This is a genomic window from Wolbachia endosymbiont of Dirofilaria (Dirofilaria) immitis, from assembly GCF_013365455.1.
Taxonomy (GTDB): domain Bacteria; phylum Pseudomonadota; class Alphaproteobacteria; order Rickettsiales; family Anaplasmataceae; genus Wolbachia.
Genome location: NZ_CP046578.1, coordinates 279455 through 300915 on the forward strand (window position 1 = coordinate 279455; position 21461 = coordinate 300915).

Here is a 21461-nt window from a genome sequence, read left to right on the forward strand (position 1 = left end):
TTACTTATAGTAAATAGGTTATGCCTTTATTGGAACTTTTTAATTTGATCTTTTGTTGTAGTAATTGTAGGTTCATGTTCTTAATAGGAAACAATGCTTAAGGGTTTTCTCTTAATTTTTATGTTTATAGTGTTTATGCCGCTATCAAACGCTGATGCAAGGAAATATATTAGGATTGTTGGGTCTTCGACTGTTTTTCCTTTTATCTCATTTATAGCTGAAGACTTTAGTCGTGTGTTCTCTTTTAGAACTCCAGTTGTGGAATCAATAGGAAGTGGGCAAGGGTTCAAGATGTTTTGTTTAGGAATAGGGAAGAACACGCCAGATATTGCTGCCTCATCTCGTCCTATAAAAGATGCAGAGAGAGAGCTGTGTAAAAGAAATAAAGTTAATGAAGTGATAGAGATCATTATTGGGTACGATGGGGTTATAATTGCAAATTCGAATCAAAGTTATAAATTTGATTTTACGAAAAAAGATTTATTTGAAACTTTATCTGCGTATTCCCAAGAAAATGGTAAGTTGGTGAGGAATGATAAGAAGTTTTGGTTTGATGTAAATGAGTCTTTGCCAAAAACAGAAATTGAAATTTATGGTCCACATCAAAATACAGGTACGTATAACACTTTGATTAATTTTGTTATGCTTGATCAACACTTATGCATGAGTTCAAGAATTTTTAGAGAGAATTATAAGGATCCAGAAGAAAGGAGGAAAGCATGTAGTAGTGTAAGAGATGATGGGAGGTATATAGAAGTTGGTAGTAATGAAAATATAATAATACAAAAGTTAAAAAGTAACAGAAATGCATTAGGGATATTTAGTTTTAGCTTTTTGGTGAGAAACCAAGATAAAGTGCAAGGGAGCACAATTGCAGGAGTTGAGCCAACTTATGAAAATATATCGTCGGGAAAATATATATTAGCAAGGCCTCTGTATATTTATATAAAAAAAGAGCACTTAAATATCGCTGATGGATTAAGAGAGTTTATTAGAGAAGTAATAGATTCAATCAGTGCTAAGGATGGATACCTATCTAGGCTTGGTCTAATTCCGCTTTCGAATGAGGATATAGAGAAAGTTTTAGCGAAAGTCTATGATATAGTGTAATATCGTTTTAGAAAGTGAATCTGAGAAAGTCATCAACGTTCGCGGCTTTAGCGTTTAATTGTATTTATTGCTGAAGTGTTCCTATTATTAATTTTCTGGCTAAGTTTATGACTACCTGCCTGGTGTAGCTTTTTCTATTGAGAAATTAAATGAATTGCATAAAATATCATTAATTTTTGCAGTTATCAGTTGGTGTACCTGGATTCATTTTACTCTGGTTTGCAGTTATTATATCTGGTAGTTGTTTTATATTAGTACGTTGGTTGAAATGGCATCTTGCTTTTGTAAACAATACAATTGTTTTGTTGGTATTGAAAAAGCTATCTCTATAGAGATTTCTTTGCTTTCTTACACTAGAATTGAAATCTCTTGAAAAATAAGGTCTTGTGGTTGCGTTAGTTACTATTATATTCACCAATATCACGATTTTGTTTTCAATGATTTCTTCAGTACTTTTAAAAAAAACTTTTTCAAATTTTCCTTATGCTATTAAGTAAAAAAACAACTTGAATGATAATGGTAAGCTAGAGAATTTATTATTGTAGTAGGTAGAACATAAAATAAATTGGGAACTATTTAAGGTTCTTTCAAAGTAATTCTGTTTGATCGTGCTTATGTTTGCATAAGAAAATTTTATGTTAATATGAAAAATTATAGTCTCTATATATCTGAATGTACCTTGATTAATTTAATATACCTATAAGCTACACTGGAGTTGGGTTCTTTGTTGATTTATGTTCACAACTTGTATATACGTTTAAAAATATGAGATTGATAGTCTTCTCATAGTAGAGTAAAAACTCATGTTTCCTATAATATACTAATTAATTTTAAAAAAGGTATATGATAATGTTATTTCACTTAAATCTTTTGTGCTGTTATCATGTATTATCTCAGGGTCTATATAAAAAGATACTGGCATAGCTGCTTTTTGTTTTGGCAGTAGTGTTTGTTCTTCAAAACAAAAGCATGCAACTTTATTGAAATACTTGCCTGCTTTGAAAGGTGTGACGTTATATACTGCCATTCCAAGCGAAGGCTGATCAGATAAATTTTTTGCATAGTAGAAAGCTAAAATTTGTTCCCCTATATTTATATCAGTGTAGTTAGTTTCTGGATAGAGCTCCCATAATAAATCTGGCATTACGTCAGCATTAAAATGGACTCTAATTTTTTGATTAATTGTATTCGTTAGTGTGTTAATTGCTTTTTTCGTTGTGCCTCCGTATCCGGTAACTTTACAGAAAGTACTATATATTGGTACCGATGCATATGTAAGACATAGCATTAATACTACTAGGGAGATTAGGAAAAAAACTATGGAACGTTTACTACTTCCTTTTAAAAAGAAAAACATCTAATCTCTGTTATTGAATAAGTTAAATAACCTAAGTAAGTTGAGAAAGATGTTGATGAAGTCGAAATAAAGATTAGTTGCACCAAGTATAGCCAGCTTAGTAGCTGCAAGTTCTGAACCGTCGTTATATCTATAATAAACATCTTTTATTCTCTGAGCATCATATGCAGTCATTAAGGTAAAAATTATTACTGATGTGAATGAAATTGCAAAATAGAGGGGATTGCTTCCAAGGAGTAGGTTAACTATGGATGCAATAATTACTCCCCAGATTCCCATGATCAGAAAAGAACCTATACTAGTTAAATCTTTTTTTGTAGTATTACCATATAAAGCCATGGAACCAAACATAACCGATGTAATGAAAAATGCCCTTGCTATATTTTTTGCGATGTAAACTATAAAGATATGGGATAAAGAAAGCCCCATTAAAACTGAGAATAAGAAAAATACGGCAACTGTAGACTGAGCGCTCAGATGTTGAAGCCTAAAAGACATATAAAATACCAGTACAACTGGAGAGAGCATTACTACAAGTGATAGGACGGGATTAGAATAAATTACTTGGAAAAGACCAAAAAATACCGTCAAGAATGCAACAAGCCCAGTAATACCTAAAGCTAGAGCCATATAATTATATACTTTAGTTAGGTAACTTCTAAGCCCAGCACTATAATAAATACTTTGAGAGCAAATACCCCTTTCGTTTCTCATATAAGACATAAATATGACTCCTTTTTATTTCTTAATATTACTATAGTACAAAACTGTATCTTTATCAAGTAAAAAAATCACTTTATTATTTTTATATGCTGTGTTTTAGTGTAAATAGAATATAATCCTATTGCTGCTGCATTTGAAACATTTAAGCTGTCAATTACATTTGATATTGGAATTTTTAAAAGGTAGTCACAATTTTTTTTAATTAACCTTCGTATTCCTTTCTCTTCAGAGCCAAAAATAATTACTCTTTTTTCCCAAAAGCTTTTCATTTCATTTATATGCTTTTTAGCATTACTATCAAACCCATAACACCAGTAGCCAGCCTTTTTTAAATGCTCTATAGTTTTAACCATATTTGTAACGTATATTAGTGGGATAATATCTAATGCTCCACTTGCTGCTTTTGCGATAGATGCATTTTCACTTGGTGAATAGTTATATGATAAAACTGCTGCATCAACATTAAAACAGGCTGATGTTCTTAGAATTGATCCTATATTACGTGTGTCAGTAATTTGATCTAAGATGATTATAGTAGAGCTTTCGCTTGAGTTTTCAGCTATTTCTTCGATGCTTGAGCTATGGAGAATAGGAGTAACTTTTAAAGCAATTCCTTGGTGATTGGCTCTTTTTGATAAGATATTATTGAATGTTTTATTTTCTACTAATTGGATTCTAATACCTTTATTATCTGCATATTGCCTAATTTCTTTTTTATGTTCCTTATAGAAATTTTTTGTTATTAATAGTTCTATGCACTTTCTGTTTTTATTCTTCAGTGCTGATATACAGGTGTGCTTTCCATATAGCCAGAAACTTTCGTTAACCTTCGGTGATTTCATTGTACTGTTAGGGGGTCGTGTTTCTGTAAAATAAGTGATATTTTACTATGTTTAGATATTCTTGTAAAATTATAAAATATAATTATGGTGTATTTATGTCAGATGATGAGTTAAACTGGCAAAAAAATGTCAAACCAATAAAATCTGAGAAAATAACTTTAAAAGTTGATCATAAAGTAGATATAAAATCTGTAATTGATAAAGGTACATTTTATTTACAAGAAAATTTTCTCAATACTAATATTGGCAACTTGCCATTTTGCCTTGACTACAACACAAAGTCAAAAGTTGATAGAGGAAAATGTTTCATAAGTGATAAACTTGATCTACATGGCTATAGTATAGAAGATGCTTACTGTAAATTAGTGGATTTTATTATTAAAAATTATCAGGCAGGAAATAGGTGTTTGTTGGTAATTACAGGGCAAAGTAGTACAGTGGGTAAAACAGGTGTTATAAAGAGCAATTTGAGTAAATGGTTAAATGATACTAAAATTCAGCATATAGTTCTATATTATCAACAAGCTATAAAAAAACATGGTGGTAGAGGGGCTTTTTATGTCTTATTAAGAAGGAACAAAAATCTTAGTCTCGTAGATTGGTTTAGCTGCTACTGAAGTTTTAAGTATTAATTTATGGGGGTAAGAAAAAGGCAAAAGAGTTCTGGATGGGGTATCTATTAAAAACATTAGCGTTTTTATATTTTAGCGTTTAAACTATAATTCAGCTATGTTCTTAATGTAACTAACCTTTAAATTAATGATCTGTTTAAGAAGTTTGCCAGATAAGAGAAAGACATGAAAGCGTGTAGCATAAAAGTTAAACATGGGAATCATAATTATGTGATATTTTGATTGTTTTAATCTGCATGAGTTAAGGTAACTCTGAGTGTTTTGAGTATCATAATCGCAAGAGCTGGTAAGGTTTATTAAATAGCTTCTTTCATTTTTGTCATGTATAAAGTAGCCTTTTATTTTTCATATATCTGGAGTAATTCTTCTGCGTTAGCCTTTATTAGAGTAGGGCATTTTCTATCATTTAGTAATGAGTGTAATATTTTAACTGCGCCTTTAATATCATTATTATGTATCTTTATTATAGCAATAGCTTCTTGGCTTGAATAGGGGTACACTACACTTAATCCTAAATTATTAATTTTATCTTCATTTATTTTTTTACTATAGTAAAACAAGCACATTACTTCTAAATATTGTGCTAATTCACGCAAAACATCAGGGATATCTTTGTTGTCTACCATATCGCTATAAACAGATGCAGCATTTGTTAATCTTGAACTTAAGATATGGTTGAATGCACTTTCAAAATTTGCTAAATGCTTCCAATTTGAGTCTACTTTTTCTAATAATTTAACATCTTTTTTAAAGAATAATACTTTGTAAAACTTATTGCCTGCAATCATGGATTGCTTTGTGTTATTAATACTATACTGTGAATGCAGTATGATACTAACTAGAACTGATATGAATGCAAATAAAAAGATATACTTCTTCATGGTAATATCCTTAATAAAGATGTATTTATATGTTAATGCTTTTGGTTTGCAAAAACATATTGACACTATTATTATATTACATGATAATATCTTTAGAGTTGTTTGAATAGTTGGAGATTAAAATATTTCTAAAGTAGAAATAAAGACAGCAGTATAAAGCTAAATTATCCTTTATCGGATTTATCCGATGTACTTTCAACCTTTTAGGTTGAAAGTCTAAATTTGAGAGTTTGATCCTGGCTCAGAATGAACGCTGGCGGCAAGCCTAACACATGCAAGTCGAACGGGGTTATATATAGCTTGCTATAGTGTAGCCTAGTGGCAGACGGGTGAGTAATGTATAGGAATCTACCTAGTAGTACGGAATAATTACTGGAAACGGCAACTAATACCGTATACGCCCTATGGGGGAAAGATTTATTGCTATTAGATGAGCCTATATTAGATTAGCTAGTTGGTAGGGTAATGGCCTACCAAGGCTATGATCTATAGCTGATCTGAGAGGATGATCAGCCACACTGGAACTGAGATACGGTCCAGACTCCTACGGGAGGCAGCAGTGGGGAATATTGGACAATGAGCGGAAGCTTGATCCAGCTATGCCGCATGAGTGAAGAAGGCCTTTGGGTTGTAAAGCTCTTTCAGTGAGGAAGATAATGACGGTACTCACAGAAGAAGTCCTGGCTAACTCCGTGCCAGCAGCCGCGGTAATACGGAGAGGGCTAGCGTTATTCGGAATTATTGGGCGTAAAGAGCACGTAGGCTGGTTAGTAAGTTAAAAGTGAAATTCCAAAGCTTAACTTTGGAATTGCTTTTAAAACTGCTGATCTAGAGATTGAAAGAGGATAGAGGAATTCCTAGTGTAGAGGTGAAATTCGTAAATATTAGGAGGAACACCAGTGGCGAAGGCGTCTATCTGGTTCAAATCTGACGCTGAGGTGCGAAAGCGTGGGGAGCAAACAGGATTAGATACCCTGGTAGTCCACGCTGTAAACGATGAATGTTAAATATGGGAAGATTACTTTCTGTGTTACAGCTAACGCGTTAAACATTCCGCCTGGGGACTACGGTCGCAAGATTAAAACTCAAAGGAATTGACGGGGACCCGCACAAGCGGTGGAGCATGTGGTTTAATTCGATGCAACGCGAAAAACCTTACCACTCCTTGACATGGAAATTATGCCTGTTCGAAGGGATAGGGTCGGTTCGGCCGGGTTTCACACAGGTGTTGCATGGCTGTCGTCAGCTCGTGTCGTGAGATGTTAGGTTAAGTCCCGCAACGAGCGTAACCCTCATCCTTAGTTACCATCAGGTGGTGCTGGGGACTTTAAGGAAACTGCCAGTGATAAACTGGAGGAAGGTGGGGATGACGTCAAGTCATCATGGCCCTTATGGAGTGGGCTACACACGTGCTACAATGGTGGCTACAATGGGCTGCAAAGTTGTGAGGCTAAGCTAATCCCTTAAAAGCCATCTCAGTTCGGATTGCACTCTGCAACTCGAGTGTATGAAGTTGGAATCGCTAGTAATCGTGGATCAGCATGCCACGGTGAATACGTTCTCGGGTCTTGTACACACTGCCCGTCACGCCATGGGAATTGGTTTCACTCGAAGCTAATCACCTAACCGTAAGGAGGGAGTTATTTAAAGTGGGATCAGTGACTGGGGTGAAGTCGTAACAAGGTAGCAGTAGGGGAATCTGCAGCTGGATTACCTCCTTAGGCTTTGTGCATAGCTCACTGCTTTTAATGATAGTGCTATTATGCACTATACTGCTGTCTTTACTTCTTCTTTATTTTAATCTTCCTATTTTAATTTCTTGGTATGAGATTTTATGGGTGATAGACCTCTTTCTCCACATTTACAAATATATAAAATACAAGTCACTAATCTTTTTTCTATCATACATAGATTAACTGGTATCTTACTATTCCTTTTATTAGTGATGTTTTCTTGGTATTTTATATTATATGTTTATTTTCCTAAGCTGTTTATAGTAAGGTACTTGAACATATTATTGTCTACTTCTATTGCTAAGTTAGTTTATCTTTTATGTTTTATGGGTTTTCTATATCATTTTTTTAATGGTATTCGTCATTTATTATGGGATGCTGGGTTTAATTTAAGAATTACTGATGTTTCGAAAAGTGCTATACTACTGACAGTAATGTTACTTCTTTCTACTGTAGCTTTTTTATTGATGTTTATATGAGCCAATCTAGAAATTCAATATATTATTGGTGGGTACAACGTGTTTCTTCAGTGATTTTGCTGTTTTTATTCCCTTGGTTTATCTATTTGTTTTTTTGTACACTTTATACTAGTGCTTCTTTGTCTTTTAATGAGAAGTTACTTCATGCTATTGATCATCCTCTAGAGCTTTTGTTTTTTGTTATGTTGCTATTTTGTATTTTTTGGCATGCAGTTCTTGGAGTGCAGATAGTGTGTGAAGATTATATACATAGCATACCTATGAGATTTTTTGCAATTACATGTATAAAGTACTTATCAAGCTTAACTTATATAGTCCTTGCTTTTACAATCTTTTTCTTTTATAGGCATATTCTTTTATAAGGTTGTCGAGTTTTATATTAATATGTTGTTATTATCGTATTGGTTTTATCATTGAACTATAGTGCTTACAGTAATTTTTATTTAATGATATGTTAGAAGTATTGAAGAAGATAGGAACAAATCTGATACTGAAGATGAAGGTTCTATTTGCTCCATTTGAATCTCAAATTTATGTTAAAGACCTTAGAAAGGTGGTGGTGTATAGTGATGGAAGGAAGTGCCGTTATCCAGAAAATTATGATCACGTTGCTAGGTTTGGTAAAATAGAAAAAGGTAAGGATAGTAATGACAGTGGTATATATAAGCTTTGTTATGGTGGATATAGGTACAATTTAGTTTCTGTTTTATCGGATGAAAAAGGAGAACCTTTTAAAACACAGGATGATAAAAGTTATTTCACAATTAAGTTTTTAGTTGATAAAGGCAAGGTCAATAGAAATGAGCATGATAATAATGACGATTATCATGACTTTTATGAACCATTTAAGTTTAAAAAGTTTGATCTTGTAAAACATTTGCCGGTTTTTGAGATTGATACTAGTTTACTTAGGTTAGTTAATTCTTCTGTGCTTACTAGAAAGGAAAAAAATAAGGAAGGTAAGGTTCAGGAAGTCATTGATGAGAAAGGAAGGAATGGAAAATTATTGTACACTAGTGATTATAAGAAATTATGTACTAGTTTTTTTGAAATTAGAGCTCAAGGTAATAATCTTGAACTAGATAAAAGTCTTATATCCGTTCCTATTGTCTTTGCTGCAAGCTTAGCTAAGGTTTGCGCTAAGTTACTAGCTTTTATTCCTGTAAAGTTAGGGAGGCATTTAATAAGTAGACAAAATCTAATTGCAAAATCTTGTGGTTACCTTTTGTTCACTCCCGCAATAGTAGTGAAGAATTTAGTAAATATAGGAGCTACTGTATTGAAAGCTCCAATTTTATTATTTGTGGCAAATAAAAAAAAGTATGGTGATGCTTACTTAACCATGTGGAATTATCAATTAGGTGAGTACTGGGAAGAATTCATGAAAGACCTTAGTGTTATTGGGATTGGAGAAAGGGAAAAACTAAGTGATAGAAATGATGAAAGGATTGTAGGTACATGGAAAGAACTTAATGCTAGGAGGCTATTTATTGAAGGAAGCTTAGAGAAGGGAGTAAACAGAAGTAGTGGAGGTATAAACAAATCTAGAGAACAAAACTTAAATAGAAAAAAGTTACGGAATGAAGTTGATGAAAGGATGGCTGAGTTTGAAAATCAGAGAGACAGCAATATTTACATTAGGAAAGAGCAGAATAGGAGAGATTCACAACAAGGGCAAGGTGATACGCCTCATATACACTAATTTGTAATTACTTAAGTTGATGTCGCTTTCTACTTTGGTCTGTGTTTAAACTAAAGCAGCTTCAGGGAATATTTAGTTATGGTACTCTGTTTCAGAATACTTTGTTGAAGCTAAGAAGTAACTATAGGTGTCTATGGGTTACTACAAACATATGAATATAAGTTGTTAGTGATTGAAGAAGTGTTATATGTGTTGTAGAATATTAAAGTAATTTTTAAATCAGTGAAGCTGGAACAGTATAATTGCTATATTTCTCTGCTTAAAAAAATATCCTAAGGTAGCTTCTCTGGAACTGATTCTATAATTCCCTTTTAGGGTGGAGGGTCATTTAGTTTGCAATCAGAAAGAAAAGTACTATGTAGTAGAGAAAGTTCTGCAAAGAAACTTGAGCGCAAGTTGAGTAACTATCGTTACTGGAATTTTAGCATGCTTGTGTTTAAAATGAAGCGCTACATGAATAAATTTAAAAATTTAACTGTATTTTTATGATTTATGTTGCGTGAGTGTAAACTTTGTATGCTAAAGAGAGGTCCTTTATTTTAGGTAATGAGGTCTTACAGAGCTTGGAAAGCATATAGTTAAAAGAAAAGAAAAAGTTTTGCAACAGAAAGATAATACAAGAAATTTACTAGATAAAGTTTATAACAGCAAAATGCTCTAGATTAGAATCTTAAGTATCATTTATTATAGAATTAGAAAAGTAAAAATTTCTAGTTTTAAAGCAAAGAAGAGTTTATCATTACATGAAGTTTTAGGAATATAATGCTTAACTTCAAAATATTTCATAATGTCTATTACCTTTGAAGTTACTATGGCTATTCGTTATTTGCAGGCGAGGAATGCTAAGTTTTGTTCTATAACGACTTTATTTTCTATTGTCGGTGTTGCTCTTGGAGTTGCAACACTAATAGTGGTAATGTCTGTAATGAACGGATTCAGAGTAAAATTGCTTGACTCAATACTTGGTATTGATGGTCATATTAATGTTTATTTTGATAGGAACATAGATTCAGATTACCATGCAGTATCAAAATCTATCGAGAAAATTCCAGGTGTATTAAAAGCAACTCCTATGACCAATGATCAAATTATTGTTGCGGCAAATGGTAAAGTTGCAGGCAGTGTAGTGCGAAGTGTGTCAACTAAAGACTTGTTCTATAATACTACTATTACAGATAATATAATTGTGGGTAATATAAGAGAGTTTGATAAAGGAGTAATAATAGGGGCTCGATTAGTAGAAGCTTTGAATATTAATTATGGCGATAAAATTATGCTTATATCACCTGAAGGATTTGATGCATTATTTGATGTAATGCCAAAAATGAAAGAGTATGAAGTTGTGGCAATATTTGATACTGGCATGTTTGAGTATGATAGTACTTTGATATATATGCCTATGAAATCAGCACAGGCTTTTTTTAATTATGAGGGTAGTGTGAAAAATATAGAAGTGTTTGTAGATGATATTGCTAGAGCTGATGAACTAGCAAGTGCTATAGAAAAGGAAACGGGAATGAAAGCTGAAAGCTGGCAATTGCAACACAGCCACTATCTTAGTGCTTTAAAAACTGAAAAGAATGTAATGTTTTTAATTCTTACTTTGATTATAATTGTAGCTGCATTCAATATTGTTTCAAATTTAATGATTATAGTGCAAGAAAAGAAGTTTGCAATTGCAGTTATGCGAACATTTGGTGCAACGAGTGGAAGTATTATGCGCATATTTTGTACTTGTGGTCTGCTTATTGGTTTTATAGGAACTTGCCTTGGGTGTAGCATGGGTATTATTTTTTCTCTCAATATTGAAAATATTAGAATGTTTTTGGAAAATGTCACTAATACTAAACTGCTTGATCCTATGATATACTTTTTTTCAAGCTTGCCAGTAATATTAGTTCCTCAAGATGTAGTAAATATTTCTGTACTTGCATTATTCTTATCGTTTTTAGCAACAATTGCTCCTGCATTGCAGGCAGCTGCACAGGATCCTGCGGAAATACTATGTTATGAGTGATATTTAGTGATAGCACATAGGTATGGCTATTAATGATGTTATTAGTTGTTATTTGCATTTTAGTAATAGCATGGTGTTTTTAAGAGTAAATCAATGAGAAAGCAGAAGCGATGAAAAGGGTTTGTTTAATAGGAGGCGTGGATAAGTTGAAGATGTTACTTTAGGTTAATCAATCTAGGCAATACTTGAATTGAAAGGAAATTTACTTACTTAATGTAAGTAAGATGTGGTAGTAGTCTAAAAGATAAGAACCTTAGCTTGGATTTTCTTATGATCAATAAGCTGATCCAGCTTAAGCAAAAAAAACAGTTTTTCAAAAATTCATAGAATATTGCATATTACATAGAGGTTGGGTAACGTAATTTTGGAGTTGAAGGAAGCTATAAAGTTCAATGTTTTTCTTTCCTTTAATTATAAAAAATGTTGACAGTTTTTTTATTGTGCTTCAGCAAACGATATGAAAACGAAGGAAATTACAAGAAGGCTTTGAGAGCCTTATTTGAAGTACAAAGTTATCGTATAGCTTTTTAGCCCATTAATTATTTAAGAGCAAAGTTATGTATTAGAGTTAGAGAAATTAGAAGATCTCCTGCAAGCTAGAGAAAGAGTATATAGTGAATCTTACTTTCCAGTCAGCGCTAAGATTTACATTAGTTTAAATAGTAAAGGTGCTGAAAACTATACAACCTGCGTTCTGATTACTATTTTAGTTATTGGTACTTGCTTTATCTTCAATTAGCTTAAGTTGAGCAGATATGATCTTAAGACCAGCATTTAGATATTGCTATGAAAAAAAACTAATATACGTTGATCTACCTTATTATAGTATAGCTCAAAGTTGCATTGCAAGAACATGACAAGTAATTTATTGGTTAAAACAAGATAGACTAAGAAACTAAAACGGTGGTGTTGTAAGTGCTCAAGTTACAATAGATTTCTGTGTATATTGTGTTTGGTAGTGTGAATCATTTTAACTGTTTCTAAGTTAGAACTTTTATTGCTGCCTTGTTTATCTATTTTGCTTCTTCTCTCTAAAAGGTAATACTCTTATATGAAAGTCTCAGTACTATTATGATATAATAGGTCTTACTTGCATAGCTTTCTTCCATTATAGTTATATTTTTACTATGTTCTATAGAAGGTTAGCAATCTGACTTTTTATAATTTTCTTTACTTTTTAGGTAATATTATTTTTATTTTATTAGTATAGTAACTTTTATATCTTGTATAGCTTCCAATGTAGTCTATTTTTTACATTTTTGTAACTTTTCCTCTGCTACTTAATTTATCGTACTATCTTTATGTCATAATAGTATTTTTTAGTTGCTTTCTTTATAATATAATATTTTTTAAAAGTGCTGTATTTTCACATTCATGCTTCTCTCTTTTACTTGGCACTCTTTTTCTATATTAACTTTGATAATCTTTATATTGCTTTTTATTAAAAAAATTTAATTTTTTATTATTACTGAATACCTTGTGATGTGAGTTTACCTTTCTGAGTATTTGTTCATACAATATACATTTTTACACATTTACTTCATCAAATTGATTCTTTTTGAACACAAAACTTCTCTTGCACATTAACTAAATTTAGTTAATGTTTTTAGTTTAAATATTGTTAAGTGTTGCTCTAGCAACACTTATTAGCCCTTTCTTGATGTGTACCTTGAGACTGCTCACTAGATTAAGAAAACAGGATAAAAGTTAAAACTTTTATAAACTATTCTTATTTTAACAGTTACAATTAAGGAACTTTACTTTATCAATGTAATAAAACAAAACTTTTTTAGTGAGTTCAAAGTCTTCTAAGGTATTTCCTTCGCATCTTGCTGTAATGCAATTTTGTGTATTTGACACTCTAAGGAGCCACCAACCTTTATTATCGTCATTCATTACTTTGATACCATCAAGCTCTGAGAATGTGATATTTTGTTGCTCTAGCATTTTCTTTATTAATTCAATTATTTGAAATTTTTTTTCGTCTTCAACTGCAATCTTCACTTCATGGGTGATATATAACTTTGGTAAATCCTCAATTATCTGAGATAGGCTTTGTTTTTTCTTAAACAGAACGTTAATAGCTTTAATAGCAGAATACATTCCGTCATCAAAACCTAGTTCAGAAAAGAAAAAGTGCCCGCTTAATTCACCAGCAAATTTTGCTTTTTCCTCTAGCATCTTCTTCTTAATTAGTGAGTGCCCAGTAGCACAAATAATTACTTGTCCCCCTAACTTGTTGACGAAATCGTGTGCTTTCATGCTCATTTTTATATTAGCAATGACTTTACTTTGTGGGTATTTCTCTAGTACTTCACGCGCAAAAATCATAAATAAATGATCGTTAGAAACGATGTTACCTCTGTTATCAATTAGGCATATTCTATCACCATCGCCATCAAGTGCGATGCCAAGATCACATTTATTTTTTTGTACAATATCGATTAATTGAGCGAGGTTTTTTCTCTCTATGGGATCTGGATCATGTAGTGGAAATGTTCCGTCTATAGAGTTATTGACTATAATATGCGTGTGACCAGATAAGATTGTTTCGATGTGCCTTAAAATTCCACTTACTGGACTGTTTCCACAATCCCAGGCCATTTTTAGCTTTTGTGTAGTATTGTTCTTTAATACACTTTTTAATATGCGAATATACTCACTATATATATTTATGTTAATTAAGCTTCCAATTTTTGTACTATTTTTAATCGGATTGTTTGTAACTTCTCTTATTTCTTGGTCCGAGTATGTTTTTTTACTGCTGAAAAATTTAAAGCCATTATACTTGCTAGGGTTATGTGAAGCAGTAATCATAATGCCAAGGTCTGCCTGTATAATTTGTGTTGCAGTGTAAAGCATAGGTGAAGAGCATAATCCAATGCGTGTAACATTTGCTCCTGATAAAGTTAGACCTCTGATTAGTTCTTTTTCTATGCTTGGTGAGGCTATTCTGCTGTCGTAACCTATACAAACACTAGATACAGTTTGGCCAAACTTCCTGCCTATCTCATACCCATCATTGATCTGTAGATCTTTACCTACTATACCTCTAATATCATATTTTCTTATAATGGTGTTATCCATACTGGCTGTTTAGATTAACTATTATATAACATTACAGATAAATGCTCAAGTTTCTTCTTTATTCATTTGCATAGTTAATTAGGTTTAAATATATTTTAGGAATTAAAGCAATGTCAGGGAAAGAAGTTTATTGGGTAGAGGAGAAACAAAGGCATGTTTGTTGAAGGTCGAAATTTAGATATAGAGGTGAACAGGGAAAATAATATTTTGAGTTTCATTGAGTCTTGTAGCGATTTTTTATGGTTTCATCAAAAGTAGGTTCAGAAATGTTAGCACAAGATTTGGTCTATTTGCGTACAGTTGTTTGCGTTGAGCAGTAATTTATGTTTTCTTCTCTTTAAATAGGAGAGGTCTTTGTTTAGTGTTAGTGAGTTTAGTAGTGATGAAGAGACATAAATAGGAAAAAGAGGAAAGAAATGAGCGTCTTAGGAAAATGTAGAGTTAAAAAACTATAGTGGGAGAATAGTAGAGGAAAATAATAAAGGAATAAGCTAATTGGATAAGGGAAAGCAAGGCATAATCAATAAATAGAATAGAGGAACAGTTAAAGAATCAAGAGTTAGCTAAAGAGTTGAATCATCTGCGAAAAGAAAAAGAAATTTAAATAGCAAATCAGGAATCTAATATAGGTGGTAGTTTACTAGCAAATAGGTTAAACGAGAGAAATATGAGGAGAATAAAAAAAGCTTCAACGTTAATTTAAGGAAAGAGAAAGTATGTTAGCAAGTGCATGGAAAAAAGTGGAGTTGTGTAGAAGAGTTTAAAGTAATTATATAATATATTACGGTAATAAGAGGTTTAAGAGAGATAATGATTATATCAACCCAAACTGAGGTTAGCATAATGGTGTAGGATTAATTAACTACCTTGTAATAAATGAAAAGAGAAGTTAAAGGAGTAAGAACTCAACTTCAAACTACTATATAGGTTGACCTATTTCAAAGGGACTATAATTTTTATAGCTACAAAAAAGCTGTAGACAGTTGTTGTACTCAAAAGGAAAGAAAAGTTTTATAGCCCAGATAATTTTTGCTTCTGGGGTAGTACGTAAGGCTTTTTTGATGAAAAGTGAAATTGAGAGCGTTGCTTACAAGAGGCAGGTGGAGTTATCAGATATAAAATCACCCTAGCAAATCAAAAAAACACGTTGTGAAATTTGACCGAGGTGTTATAACTTTTGTCAATCCGGCGTGTTTCAATATAGTACTATTGCTAATAGATAGCGTGATATTGGTAATCCTAAGCTACTTTAGCTATAAATACTTAAAAATTTGCTAAAGGAGTAAAAATTATAATCTGTGGCTTTAATTCTCTAATTTCCTAAATTAGCACTGATGATCCTTCAGCTAGTTTAAATGTGATGATTTAACTATGTGTAGAAGAAGTCTAAGGGATATGCAACTACTATAGTCTTATGTAATCTGTGAAAAAAGATACTTTAAGCTTTAAAGATTTTTTACTGAATTTTTTTTATTGAACCTGCAGATTAAATGAATTTTGGAGTGAAAACTCCCCTTAATGTTACATTAATAAAGTTGTTAAAATTTGTCAAGTAATTTTTATAGTTTTTTATGGCTTTGAAATTAGCGTCAAGAAGCCTGGAATGGTAAAAAAAGGACTTGTAACAATTTTCAGTGTCATTGAGGGGATTTTTGCTTAAAAATATATTTTATTTCATTTAAAATATTCTATCTAGTAGTTTATATTATAGTGAATAAGTTACTGCGGAAGTTTTATAACATTATTTATTGTCTTTATCGCGCTTTGATTGATACAATTTATAATGACGGAATGGAACATGCAGGGTACTTATCATTTTTAATCCTATTGTCAATATTTCCTTTTCTCATTGTCTTGATGGCTTTGGCGTCAACATTTACAAACTTCTTAGATCAATATAATATCGGCTGGACATCTATAATTGACAATATGCCACAAGACATTTTAGCATCTTTGATGCCACGCATTGAGGAAATAATATCAGGTCCGCCACATAGTTTATTGACTTTAGCAATTGTAGGGGCTATTTGGACTGCTTCATCAACGGTTGAAGGACTTAGAACGATATTAAATAAAGCCTACAAAGTTCCAGTTTCTCCTCCTTACATATTAAGGAGAATATTAAGTATATTACAATTTTTAGCAATTACGTTTATTATAACTCTAACCATAATATTCTCTGCATCAGCGCCAATTCTAATGGGTTTCTCTTATCGTGGACTTGGTTATACAAAATATATCCTTATTGAATTTGTGCTCTTTATAGTAGCCTCTTGGCTATATTTTATATTACCAAATATAAAACAAAGCCTGTCAGATGTGTTTCCTGGATCTTGTGTAGCTGTTGTGCTTTGGACAATCTCTGCTTTAATTTTTAAGCAATACTTGAAAGCTTCTTTTGGCCAACTAGATTTAATATATGGAAGTTTAGGTGGTGTGGTAGTGTCATTACTATTTTTTTATATGATGAGTTTAATTTTTATATATGGAGCAAAGTTTAATTTTCAGATAAGATGTTTTAATGGATTTCGCTGAGGAGAAATGAATGGGTAAATTAGAAGGCAAAATAGCTTTAATTACTGGGGCTTCAGGTGAAATAGGGTCTGCTGTTGCGAAGAGGTTTATTAGGGAGGGTGCGTATGTAATTTTAGTTTCAAGGTCTGTTGATAATCTTAGGCCACTGTATGGTGAAATTGAAAAGCTTGAAGAATTTAAAGAAGGCTCTGTAAAGCTAATTCAGCTTGATCTTTTAGATTTTGAAAATGTAAAAATACTAGCAAATATGATGGAGAATTTGAAATTATCAGAATCTGGAGCACTTGATATATTAGTTGCATGTATTGGAATTTTAGGTAAGTTGAATCCTATTCACGACTGTGAACTTGAAGAGCTGCAGAATGTAATGAATACAAATTTTACTGCTAATTGGTACTTGCTGAAGAATTTAGACCCTGTGCTAAAGAAATCTAGTTCTGGGAGGGTGATATTTATGACTTCAGAAGTGACACTTTCTCCATCTTCTTACCCGTATTGGGTGCCTTATGCTGCAAGTAAAGCTGCACTAGAAATCATGGTAAAGATATATGCATCTGAGACAAAATATACAAAATTGTGCGTAAATGCTGTATATCCGGAGGGACCTATTGACAGCGAAATGTATAAGCAAGCCTTTCCTGGAAAGGATGTACCTGAACTAGTATTACCTGAAAAACTAACAGATAAGTTTGTAGAATTGGCTTCTAGTGATTGTAATATATCAGGAGAAATATTGCCATTGAGTAAATCTGTTTAACAGGTTACGCAAATGTTGTTCTTTAAGGAACTATACTAATTTAAAGTTACCTATGGTTTTTATCTGGTTATATAGCTCATAAGTTTAATAAAGATTCGCATTTATAGGAAAGATTGGTAACATTACTCAAGTAAGGATTGTTGTTTTAATTATGCCAAAATGTACGGATATAGAATCTGTATTAGTAATAGGAGCGGGTCCAATAGTCATAGGTCAGGCATGTGAATTTGACTATTCAGGAACTCAAAGTTGTAAGGTGTTAAGGAGTGAAGGTTATAAAGTTATTTTGGTGAACTCTAACCCTGCAACTATAATGACTGATCCTGAATTTTCTGATGTAACTTATATTGAACCTATATTGCCTGAGATCATAGAGAAAATCTTAATTAAGGAAAAACCAGATGCAATATTACCAACGATGGGTGGACAAACTGCTTTGAATTGTGCAATGAAGCTTGCAGATGATGGGATATTGGATACATATAATATAAAGCTTATTGGTGTGAGTAAAGAAGCAATTAAAAAAGCGGAAGATAGAGAGCTATTTCGCCAGTCTATGGATAAAATAGGACTAAAGTATCCTAAAAGTGTGATTATAAAAAATAGAAGACAAATGAAGGAAGCTCTAGATTATGTTGGATTGCCTGCGATCATTCGTTCATCATTTACTCTTGGTGGTGCAGGTAGTGGTATAGCATATAATAGGGAAGAGTTTTTCAACATTGCAGAGAACGCTCTAAAAATTTCACCAATACGTGAGGTTCAGATAGATGAATCTATTATCGGTTGGAAAGAGTATGAAATGGAAGTTATTCGTGATTGTAAAGATAACTGTATAGTGGTTTGTTCAATGGAAAATATTGATCCTATGGGAGTCCATACAGGTGACAGCATTACTGTTGCTCCTGCTTTAACTCTACGTGATGCGGAGTACCAACAAATGAGAAATGCGTCTATAGCAATACTTAGAGAAATTGATGTTAGTGCTGGTGGTGCAAATGTTCAATTTGCAGTCAATCCTAAAGAAGATGAAAGTCTTGTTGTGATTGAAATGAATCCAAGGGTTTCTCGCTCTTCTGCACTTGCCTCAAAAGCGACAGGCTATCCCATAGCAAAAGTTGCAACTAAGCTTGCTATTGGTTATTCTCTTGATGAAATACGCAATGACTGTGCACCGACTATACCTGCTGCGTTTGAGCCAGTGGTTGATTATGTTGTCACTAAAGTTCCTCGTTTTGAGTTTGAGAAATTTAAGGGAACGGATTGTGAATTATCAACTTCCATGAAATCAGTGGGAGAAGTAATGTCTATAGGACGTACTTTTAATGAATCAATACAAAAAGCTTTCCGTTCACTTGAAACTGGTCTTACAGGACTTGATGAAGTATTCTCTAAGGGTACAGATGTTAATCATATAAAATCTCAATTAGCAAAATTACTACCAAACAGATTACTGGCCGCTGCTGACGCAATGCGTCACGGGATGAGTATAGAAGAAATAAATTCGATTACAAGGTATGATCCATGGTTTTTACAGAACATACAGCAAATTATCTTAGCTGAACAGAAAATTAAAGAAACTGGTTTGCCTGAAGCTGCACATGAGATATTAGAACTGAAAAAGATGGGGTTTTCAGATGCAAGGCTGGCAAATTTAAGTAATGACCATATTTCTATTATCCAAGTAGCTGATGCTGGGGTTCAAATGCAGATTCCAGTTTCAAATGCTAGAACTACGTCGGATCGTATAGAGATAGAGCAAGTTGAAGCAATAAGAAAAAAGTTTAGCATTAATCCTGTTTATAAACGAGTAGATACTTGTGCAGCTGAATTTGAATCCAATACTGCTTATATGTATGGTTGCTATGAAGGAGAGATTATAAATAAAGCAGAATGTGAAGCAAACGTTTCTGACAGAGAAAAGGTTGTTATTTTAGGTAGTGGACCAAACCGTATTGGTCAGGGTATTGAGTTTGACTATGCATGTGTGCATGCGGTTTCTGCTGCTAAAGAAATGGGATATGAAACAATAATGATTAATTGTAACCCTGAAACTGTTTCCACTGATTATGATACTGCTGATCGTTTGTATTTTGCTTCATTAACTGAAGAGGATGTACTTGAGGTGCTAAGTAAAGAGCAAGAGAATGGCACACTATTGGGTGTTATAGTTCAGATAGGTGGTCAGACGCCTTTGAAATTAGCTAAAACACTAAATGAAAGGGGTTTTAATATATTAGGTACATCTTTTAATTCTATAGATCTTGCTGAAGATCGCATGAAATTTAGAAATCTTGTTTTACAACTTAATTTAAAACAACCTGAAAATTCTGTTTGTTATTCAGTAGAAGAAGCGTTAGCTAACGCAGAGAAGATTGGATTTCCGTTAATAGTTAGGCCATCCTACGTTTTAGGTGGTCAATCCATGTCAATTAAGTATGATATTGATAGCTTCAAGGAATATGTTCTTAGTCAAACTAAAATTTTTGGACATGGCTCTTTGTTGCTTGATAAATTCTTGGTGAATGCAATTGAGATTGATGTTGATGCTATATGTGATGGGGAAAAAGTTTTCATTGCAGCGATTATGGAGCATATTGAGGAGGCTGGCATTCATTCCGGTGATTCAACTTGTTCGATACCAGCAAATACGTTAAGTGACAAAATTGTAAAGGAAATTAAATTGCAAACTGAAAAAATATCTCTTGAATTAAAAGTGAAAGGCCTAATAAATATTCAATTTGCCGTTCAAGAAGATAATATATATATACTTGAAGTGAACTTAAGGGCTAGTCGCACAGTTCCCTTTATTTCTAAAGTAATCAATATTCCTATCGCAAAGCTTGCCACTCAGGTTATCTTAGGTAAGAAATTAGACCAGGAAAAAAAATCTATTGATCACTTTGCAGTTAAAGCTGCTGTTTTCCCATTTTCTCGTTTTTTAGGAGTTGATATTCTACTTGGTCCTGAAATGAAGTCAACGGGAGAAGTGATGGGAATTGACTCATCCTTCGAGGCTGCGCTCGCGAAAGCGTACATGGGTGCAGGGTATAGGTTGCCAACAGAAGGAAAAGCTCTGATTTCAGTAAAAGATGATGATAAAGAGTACATGTTGTCAGTTGCACGAATGCTAAAGGAACTGAGTTTTGAGATATATGCCACCAGGGGTACAGCTTCGTATCTAAATAATAATGGTATAGCTGCAAAAGCTGTGAATAAGGTAAGAGAAGGCAAGCCTAATATAGTTGATATGCTTAAAGATGGAAAAATAAGTCTGGTAATCAATACTTCAAAAGGTGTAGAATCGGCCTCAGACAGCAAAGATATTCGTAGAGCTGTTATTTCGCAAAATATTGCTTACAGTACTACAGCTTCTGGAGGCAGGGCACTAGTGCTTGCAATCCAATATTTAAAGAGTAGCAAGCTGGAAGTGAAGTCATTACAACAGATACAGAATATTTGAGTACTAAGAATAAAATAGTTTTATGTAAGTAGTTTTAGCATTTTTTAGAATTGGGTCTGTTTTGCTTATAGCTAATGAAGTTAGAATTTATTGACGTTATCTGCAATTCGTTTGCTATACAGTTATATATCTAAGCTAGGTAA

14 protein-coding genes and 1 rRNA gene are annotated in these 21461 nt (G+C 32.8%); 10 read left to right on the forward strand and 5 right to left on the reverse strand.

Annotated features, from left to right (window positions below; all coding sequences use genetic code 11):
• Positions 1-93: 93 nt before the first annotated feature.
• Entirely contained in the window at positions 94-1110 is a 1017-nt protein-coding gene (locus GOY12_RS01150; protein WP_175818252.1) for a substrate-binding domain-containing protein, read from the forward strand.
• Positions 1111-1930: 820 nt separating this feature from the next.
• Here GOY12_RS01150 and GOY12_RS01155 read toward each other — a convergent pair.
• From GOY12_RS01155 to rlmB, 3 genes are all read right to left on the reverse strand, one after another.
• Complete coding sequence (locus GOY12_RS01155) at positions 1931-2467, reverse strand: cytochrome c oxidase assembly protein (protein ID WP_175818253.1); 537 nt, start codon at positions 2465-2467, stop codon at positions 1931-1933.
• Complete coding sequence (locus tag GOY12_RS01160) at positions 2468-3190, reverse strand: Bax inhibitor-1/YccA family protein (RefSeq protein ID WP_175818254.1); 723 nt, start codon at positions 3188-3190, stop codon at positions 2468-2470. It lies immediately after the preceding gene.
• Between the two features lie 68 nt (positions 3191-3258).
• The gene (gene rlmB, locus GOY12_RS01165) at positions 3259-4032 is read right to left on the reverse strand and encodes a 23S rRNA (guanosine(2251)-2'-O)-methyltransferase RlmB (RefSeq protein WP_175818255.1); all 774 of its coding nucleotides are present in this window, start codon (positions 4030-4032) and stop codon (positions 3259-3261) included.
• Positions 4033-4127: 95 nt separating this feature from the next.
• Here rlmB and GOY12_RS01170 point away from each other — a divergent pair, with 95 nt between their 5' ends.
• Positions 4128-4649 carry a Smr/MutS family protein gene (locus tag GOY12_RS01170; RefSeq protein WP_175818256.1) on the forward strand — a complete coding sequence of 174 codons (522 nt, stop codon included), beginning with the start codon at positions 4128-4130 and terminating at the stop codon, positions 4647-4649.
• A gap of 353 nt (positions 4650-5002) precedes the next feature.
• Here the strand turns inward: GOY12_RS01170 and GOY12_RS01175 are convergent, their stop codons facing one another.
• Entirely contained in the window at positions 5003-5611 is a 609-nt protein-coding gene (locus GOY12_RS01175) for a hypothetical protein (protein WP_175818257.1), read from the reverse strand.
• A 152-nt stretch (positions 5612-5763) separates the two neighbouring features.
• Here GOY12_RS01175 and GOY12_RS01180 point away from each other — a divergent pair.
• From GOY12_RS01180 to GOY12_RS01200, 5 genes are all read left to right on the forward strand, one after another.
• A 16S ribosomal RNA gene (locus GOY12_RS01180) occupies positions 5764-7266 on the forward strand.
• Positions 7267-7379: 113 nt separating this feature from the next.
• Positions 7380-7757: a succinate dehydrogenase, cytochrome b556 subunit gene (gene sdhC, locus GOY12_RS01185; RefSeq protein ID WP_175818258.1), complete on the forward strand. Its 378-nt coding sequence runs from the start codon at positions 7380-7382 to the stop codon at positions 7755-7757.
• Positions 7754-8119, forward strand: coding sequence for a succinate dehydrogenase, hydrophobic membrane anchor protein (sdhD, locus tag GOY12_RS01190; protein ID WP_175818259.1), 366 nt, complete (start codon positions 7754-7756; stop codon positions 8117-8119). Before sdhC ends, sdhD begins: the two co-directional genes overlap by 4 nt.
• Positions 8120-8208: 89 nt before the next feature.
• Positions 8209-9459 (forward strand): hypothetical protein, encoded by a 1251-nt coding sequence (locus GOY12_RS01195; protein ID WP_175818260.1) that lies wholly within the window; start codon positions 8209-8211, stop codon positions 9457-9459.
• 787 nt (positions 9460-10246) lie between these two features.
• Positions 10247-11476, forward strand: coding sequence for a lipoprotein-releasing ABC transporter permease subunit (locus GOY12_RS01200; RefSeq protein WP_175818261.1), 1230 nt, complete (start codon positions 10247-10249; stop codon positions 11474-11476).
• 1734 nt (positions 11477-13210) lie between these two features.
• On the opposite strand, the gene GOY12_RS01205 is transcribed toward GOY12_RS01200, so the two are convergent.
• Positions 13211-14563: a phosphomannomutase/phosphoglucomutase gene (locus GOY12_RS01205; RefSeq protein WP_175818262.1), complete on the reverse strand. Its 1353-nt coding sequence runs from the start codon at positions 14561-14563 to the stop codon at positions 13211-13213.
• A 1710-nt stretch (positions 14564-16273) separates the two neighbouring features.
• On the opposite strand from GOY12_RS01205, the gene GOY12_RS01210 reads away from it, so the two are divergent.
• The 3 genes from GOY12_RS01210 to carB all read left to right on the forward strand — a co-directional run bounded on the left by GOY12_RS01210 (position 16274) and on the right by carB (position 21318).
• Positions 16274-17098, forward strand: a complete 825-nt coding sequence (locus tag GOY12_RS01210) for a YihY/virulence factor BrkB family protein (RefSeq protein WP_175818263.1) — start codon at positions 16274-16276, stop codon at positions 17096-17098.
• Between the two features lie 10 nt (positions 17099-17108).
• Complete coding sequence (locus tag GOY12_RS01215; RefSeq protein ID WP_175818264.1) at positions 17109-17855, forward strand: SDR family oxidoreductase; 747 nt, start codon at positions 17109-17111, stop codon at positions 17853-17855.
• A gap of 151 nt (positions 17856-18006) precedes the next feature.
• Positions 18007-21318 carry a carbamoyl-phosphate synthase large subunit gene (gene carB / locus GOY12_RS01220; protein WP_175818265.1) on the forward strand — a complete coding sequence of 1104 codons (3312 nt, stop codon included), beginning with the start codon at positions 18007-18009 and terminating at the stop codon, positions 21316-21318.
• Positions 21319-21461: the final 143 nt, after the last annotated feature.

Bases quoted from the DNA above. Each gene is read 5' to 3' on its own strand.
- GOY12_RS01215 (WP_175818264.1), top strand. From the start codon at position 17,109: ATGGGTAAATTAGAAGGCAAAATAGCTTTAATTACTGGGGCTTCAGGT.
- GOY12_RS01160 (WP_175818254.1), bottom strand. From the start codon at position 3,190: ATGTCTTATATGAGAAACGAAAGGGGTATTTGCTCTCAAAGTATTTAT.
- GOY12_RS01155 (WP_175818253.1), bottom strand. From the start codon at position 2,467: ATGTTTTTCTTTTTAAAAGGAAGTAGTAAACGTTCCATAGTTTTTTTC.
- GOY12_RS01170 (WP_175818256.1), top strand. From the start codon at position 4,128: ATGTCAGATGATGAGTTAAACTGGCAAAAAAATGTCAAACCAATAAAA.
- rlmB (WP_175818255.1), bottom strand. From the start codon at position 4,032: ATGAAATCACCGAAGGTTAACGAAAGTTTCTGGCTATATGGAAAGCAC.
- carB (WP_175818265.1), top strand. From the start codon at position 18,007: ATGCCAAAATGTACGGATATAGAATCTGTATTAGTAATAGGAGCGGGT.
- GOY12_RS01200 (WP_175818261.1), top strand. From the start codon at position 10,247: ATGTCTATTACCTTTGAAGTTACTATGGCTATTCGTTATTTGCAGGCG.
- sdhD (WP_175818259.1), top strand. From the start codon at position 7,754: ATGAGCCAATCTAGAAATTCAATATATTATTGGTGGGTACAACGTGTT.
- GOY12_RS01150 (WP_175818252.1), top strand. From the start codon at position 94: ATGCTTAAGGGTTTTCTCTTAATTTTTATGTTTATAGTGTTTATGCCG.
- GOY12_RS01205 (WP_175818262.1), bottom strand. From the start codon at position 14,563: ATGGATAACACCATTATAAGAAAATATGATATTAGAGGTATAGTAGGT.
- GOY12_RS01195 (WP_175818260.1), top strand. From the start codon at position 8,209: ATGTTAGAAGTATTGAAGAAGATAGGAACAAATCTGATACTGAAGATG.
- sdhC (WP_175818258.1), top strand. From the start codon at position 7,380: ATGGGTGATAGACCTCTTTCTCCACATTTACAAATATATAAAATACAA.